Consider the following 5,750-nt stretch of genomic DNA (forward strand, 5'->3'; position numbering starts at 1 on the left):
CTCTACGGCCGCAACGCGACCGGCGGCGCGATCAACCTGATCCCGGCCCAGCCCAAGCCCGGCGAGTTCTCCGGCTATGCCAGCGCGAGCTACGGCAACTACAATTCGGTGGTGGCCGAAGGGGCCGTCAACCTGCCGATGGGTCCGGACGGCGCATTGCGCATATCGGCAAGCACGTCGCAGCACGACGGCTATCTGGCCGATGGCACCTCCGACGACCGGACGACGTCGCTGCGCGTGCAGATGAAGGCGAAGCTCACCCCTGCGCTGACGGTGCGGGTCGCGGGCGACTACAGCAACGTCGGCGGCGTCGGCGCGGGCGTCTCCTACATCAGCAACTACAATCTCAATCCCGTGGCCGGCCGCTATGCGACCGTGCTGTCCGGCCTGTCGCTCGGCGAGGGCCTGTATACCCCGGCGGCGCAGGCCTATCGCTCGACGATCTTCGTGCCGGTCGTCGGCCGCAGGCTGGACGGGTTCTCGCCCTATCCGTTCCAGCGGAACAACTTCTACGGCGCCAACGCGCAGATCGACTACGAGACGGGCGCCGGCACGTTCACGCTGATCCCCGCCTGGCGCTACGCCTCGCTCAACTACCTGGCCGAGGCAGGAGGCTTCCCCTACCGAAATCGCGAGAAGGACGAGCAGTTCAGCGTCGAGGGCCGCTTCACCGGCAACAGGATCTCGATCTTCGATTACACGCTGGGCGGCTATTTCTACGACGACTCGGTCCACAACCGGACCGCACTGAACCTGTCGGCCGCGGAGAACTTCCTTGACCAGACGTATCGCACCCGATCTTTCGCGCCGTTCGGGCGGCTGACCGCGCACCTGTCCGACCGGCTGCGCGTGGTCGGCGGCGTGCGCTATTCCAAGGACATCAAGAGCTTCATCGGCGCCACCACCGCGCTGAACCTCGTCTGCACTGTGCGGGTGATGGGCGTCCCCTCCTGCCCCACCGCGCGCCTGTTCACGACCGTGGACACCCTGTCGCAGGTGCCGTTCGCCGTTCCGGCCGGCCCCGCGCCGATCCCGCAGAGCACGTCGGGCGCGATCATCGTCCGCTCCGACAGCAGCTACAACAGCCGGCTGACCAACGACCGCGTGACCTATCACGGCGGCGTCGAGTTCGATCTGGCCGCGCGGTCGCTGCTCTACGCGACGGTCGAGTCGGGCTACCGCTCGGGTGGCTTCTCCGCCGCGCAGGGGTTCGAGACCTACCAGCCCGAGCTCATCACCGCCTACACCGCCGGCATCAAGAACCGCTTCTTCGACAACCGCGTCCAGCTTAACGTCGAAGGCTTCCTGTGGAACTACAGCAACCAGCAGGTCTCGCACCTCGGGCTCGACCTCAGCGGCCGCACCGCCCAGTACATCCAGAACATCGGCACCTCCCGGATCAAGGGCGTTGAGGTCGAGGGACGCGTGCTCGTGACCAAGAACACGCTTATCAGCACCGACATCCAGTATCTCGACGCGCGCGACCGGGCGTTCACCTATCAGCAGGGCAGCGCGACGGGAGCGCCGCTGACCGGGTGCAGCTTCGCGCTGGCCGCCAACCCGGCATTCTACAACGTCAGCTGCGCGGGCAAGCAGGCGTACAATTCCCCGCGCTGGACGGTGAACCTGTCGGGACAGCAGACCTTCCCGCTCGGCGCCTACAAGGTCGTCGCGGGCGGCGACACGCAGTACAGGACCAGCCGCACCGTGGGGTTCGAGTACCTGCCGGAGCAGCTCGTCGCCGCCACTTGGATGACCAACGCGCAGCTGTCGTTCGGCCCGGCGGACGATCGCTGGTCGGTCGCTGGCTTCGTCCGCAACATCGAGGATCACCGCATCCTGAACTTCGCGACGACGCACCCGCTGGCCAACGCACTGGTCGGCGGCTCCACGGCGCCGCGGACGTACGGCGCGCGCGCCTCGGTGAAGTTCTAACGGCAAGGATCCCATGACCAGTCTCGACGACATCTATCTGACCCGCTGGGGCCATGCCGGACCCACGGTCGTCCTCGTCCACGGAAGCGCGCAGGGGAGCCGGGTCGGCGGCGACCGTCACTTCGCCGCGCAGCAGGTGCTGGCGAGCGAGGGTTGGCAGTTGGTCGTCCCCGACCGGCCGGGTCACGGCCGCAGCCCCGCCCCCGGACGGCCCGACGACGCCGAGGCCGACGGGGCCTGGGTGGCGGACCTGCTGGGCGATGACCTGCCAGGCGGGGGCGCGCATCTGGTCGGCCACTCGTTCGGCGGCTGCGTTGCGCTCGCCGCCGCCGCGCGACGGCCGGGGGCGGTGCGCTCGCTGACCCTGATCGAGCCGGGCATGCAGAAGCTCGCGATCGACGACCCGCGCGTGCGCCGCTTCGTGCTGAAGCTCGCGGGCACGATGATCTTCTCCTTCACCGCCAAGCGCCGTGCCGCGGGAATGGCCAGGCTGCTGGGCATTCCCGGCGACATCCGGGGTGGGTCGAACCCCGAGGAACTCAAGGCGATGGGCCGCGGCATCGCCAAGCTGAAGGTGCCGGCCGCCGCGACGCTGCAGCGCGAGCTGGAGACGGTGAAGCGCGCCGGCATCCCGCTGCTGGTCGTCACCGGCGGCTGGAGCCCGGCGTTCGACGTTGTCGGCGAGCGGGTCGCCGCGATCGGCGGCGGGCGGCACGAGATCGTCGCGTCGCCCAACCATTTTCCCAACCTCATGCCGGCGTTCAATCCGATGCTGACGGCGTTCATGCGCGCCGCCGACGCTCGGGCGTAGAACGACCGGCGTGGAGCCCAGTCGAGGAACGATCATGAGACACGCCGCCGCCCTCTCCGCCCTCCTGCTGCCGATCGCCGCGCCGGCATCGGCCGCGCCGGCGACCGACGTCGTCACCCGCTCGGGCGCGGTGCACGGCGCGGCGTCGGACGCCGGCGTCGTCGCGTTCAAGGGCATCCCCTACGCCGCGCCGCCGGTCGGACCATTGCGCTGGCGTTCGCCGCAGCCGGCGGCGGCGTGGACCAGCCCACGTGACGCGACCCGGTTCGGCACGCCCTGCTTCGCCTCGCCGCTGCCCGGCCCGATGCAGCCGCCGCCGCAGAGCGAGGACTGCCTGACCGCCAACGTCTGGACGCCCCCGGCGGACGGGGCGGCGGGCGGTACCGCGCCCGGCAAGCGCCCGGTGATGGTATGGATCCACGGCGGCGGGTTCGAGTTCGGCTCGTCGGCGCAGCCCGGCTATGATGGCACGGCACTGGCCAAGCACGGCGTTGTCGTCGTCAGCTTCAACTACCGGCTCGGCGTGCTCGGCTTCCTCGCGCATCCGGCGCTCGACCACGAAGGACCCGCATCGGGTAATTACGGCCTGCAGGATCAGGTCGCGGCGTTGCGCTGGGTACGCGCCAACATCGCCGCGTTCGGCGGCGATCCCGCCAACGTCACGATCTTCGGCGAGTCCGCCGGCGCGCACTCGGTCGGCATCCTGATGGCCTCGCCGCTGGCCAAGGGGCTGTTCGCCAAGGCGATCGCCGAAAGCGGCGCGTTCTGGGACAGCGAGCACGGCTCGCTCTCCACCCACGCGGAGGCGACCACGCGCGGCGTCGCCTTCCAGCAGCGCATGGGCGCGGCCGATCTCGCGGCGTTGCGCGCCCTGCCGGCGGAGCAGCTGAACCTGGCCGGGCGCTGGGACGTCCGGCTCGATCCCGGCACGACCGTCTTCTCGCCGAACGTCGACGGCTACGTGCTGCGCGAGGCCCCCGCCGCCGCCTTCGCGCGCGGCGCGGCGGCCAAGGTGCCGTTGCTCGCCGGCTGGAACGCGCAGGAGCAGACGCCGCTGTTCCTGCCGCGCGCGCTGCCGCACGATACGCCCGAGGCGTTCCGCGCCGGCGAGGCCAGCCTGTTCGGCGCGGATCGGACGGCGGCGGCGGAGGCGGCCTATCCTTCGGCCGATCCGGCGCGGTCGTCGGCGACGTTGGTCGGCGACCTCGTCATCTCCGAGCAGACCTGGGAGATGCTCGCGCTTCAGCAGAAGGCGCGGCGGACGGGCGTCTACGCCTATCAGTTCTCGTTCACCTCGCCCTACTCGCCGATCGCCAACCACACGGCCGAGGTGAAATACGTGTTCGGCAATCTCGCGCCGCCCCCGCCCGGTCGTGGCGGCGGTGCGCCGGGCGACGGCGATCGGGCGACCGCGGACCTGATGACGGCCTATTGGACCAATTTCGCGACCAGGGGCGATCCCAACGGCCCCGGCCTGCCCGCTTGGCCGAGCTATGCCGGGCCGGGATCGCAGGTCCTCTCCTTCAAACCCGACGGCGCGACCGCTGCGGCCGAGACCGGGACCGATCGCCTCCGGTTCGTCGGCTCGTTCCGCACCGCCGGTCGCCTGCCGGATCGCTGGCGGACGGTAATGCCCTGATGCCCGAGTGGGTAGCTACCGGCGCATCTCAGGCAATCTGTTCCATCTCCGGTGCGCGACCGCCATCGCCTCCAACGTTCCGGTTGCGCCCGTAAGCCGACTTGCTGAAGCAGGACACCCGTCCAAATAGCCGTTGCAAGGCGCGATGGAACGATCCAGCATCTCCACAACGGCGGGAGCAGGAGGGTGAAAGCTAGAGTCGCGAACCTGTTCTCGGTGCTGGTCGCGCTTTTAACACCTGCCGCGGCGCATGCCCAGACAGCTCCGGTCTGGGCCACTGTTCCCGACGTGCCGCCACTGCCGCCACCTGCCAGATCCGGGTTCGTCGATCATGACGGCGCCCGCATATATTTCGCCGTCTTCAACCAGGGCGGCGGCCGACCCGTCGTACTGCTCCACGGCGGCTTCGCCTCGTCCGCCTCATGGGGGTTCGAAGTGCCCCGGCTTGCCCCGCGCCACGAGGTGATCGTGATCGACAGTCGCGGCCACGGGCGCAGCACGATGCCGGCCGGTCCGCTCAGCTACAGGCAGATGACGACCGATGTCGTGGCGGTCCTGGACCGGCTGCGCGTCGCCAGGGCGTCGGTGGTGGGTGTGAGCGACGGCGGTATCGTCGGCCTGCTGCTCGCCATCCACCACTCCGACCGGGTCGACCGACTGTTCGCCTGGGGAGCGACGTTCAACACGCATGCCGACAGCGACGGGCCACCCGATCCGACCATGTCGGGCATAGGCGCGCGGTTCATGGCGAGAATGGAGGCGAACTACCGGGCGGTGTCGGCAACCCCGGACGGCTTTCCGGCATTGCGGACGGCGCTGGGCCGGCTTTATGCGATCGAGCCCGACCTGACCCCGGCCGAACTCGGAAGCATCCGTGTCCCGACGCTGGTCGCGGACGGCGCGCACGAGCAGTTCATCGCCCGGTCGCACACCGAGGCGCTTGCCTGCATGATCCCCGGCGCGCGGCTGACCATCCTGCCGAACGTAAGCCATGGCGGACCGCAACAGGACCCGGCCGCCTTCCACCAGGCAGTTGCGAGCTTCCTGGACCCGCCCCGACCCCGCTGAATATCTGCCTCCCATGCCTCGCAGCGACCCTGTCATGCTCATGGCGCGGACGACAAATCGCAGACGACCAAGCTTGCAACCCTTCTCGAAACCTCGCCCGATCAATCCTGCCTTGGTCGTTCACCGGAGCGGACGTGACGGTCGCCCGTTTGTCGATCCGAGTCGAACGGAGACGACGATGACCCTGCGTACCATAGCCCATGCCCATCCCGCCTGTCGCGACGACATCGCCGACCTGACGACCCGCCGGCCGGTGCCCGGCCCGGGCCTCGATCAGGTCGACCCGTTCCTGTTCCT

General features: G+C 69.6%; 4 protein-coding genes. All 4 read left to right on the plus strand.

Translation table 11 applies throughout. The features are described 5' to 3' along the window. Positions 1–1,935 (plus strand): TonB-dependent receptor (locus tag HUV01_RS11055; RefSeq protein ID WP_174298308.1); only part of this gene is annotated, 1,935 nt, incomplete at its 5' end. A 13-nt stretch (positions 1,936–1,948) separates the two neighbouring features. After that, entirely contained in the window at positions 1,949–2,746 is a 798-nt protein-coding gene (locus HUV01_RS11060; RefSeq protein ID WP_174298309.1) for an alpha/beta fold hydrolase, read from the plus strand. A gap of 34 nt (positions 2,747–2,780) precedes the next feature. Beyond that, entirely contained in the window at positions 2,781–4,385 is a 1,605-nt protein-coding gene (locus tag HUV01_RS11065; protein ID WP_174298310.1) for a carboxylesterase/lipase family protein, read from the plus strand. Between the two features lie 186 nt (positions 4,386–4,571). After that, positions 4,572–5,453, plus strand: a complete 882-nt coding sequence (locus HUV01_RS11070) for an alpha/beta fold hydrolase (RefSeq protein ID WP_174298311.1) — start codon at positions 4,572–4,574, stop codon at positions 5,451–5,453. Positions 5,454–5,750 lie beyond the last annotated feature (297 nt).

This window comes from Sphingomonas bacterium, from assembly GCF_903643035.1.
Taxonomy (GTDB): Bacteria; Pseudomonadota; Alphaproteobacteria; order Sphingomonadales; family Sphingomonadaceae; genus Sphingomonas.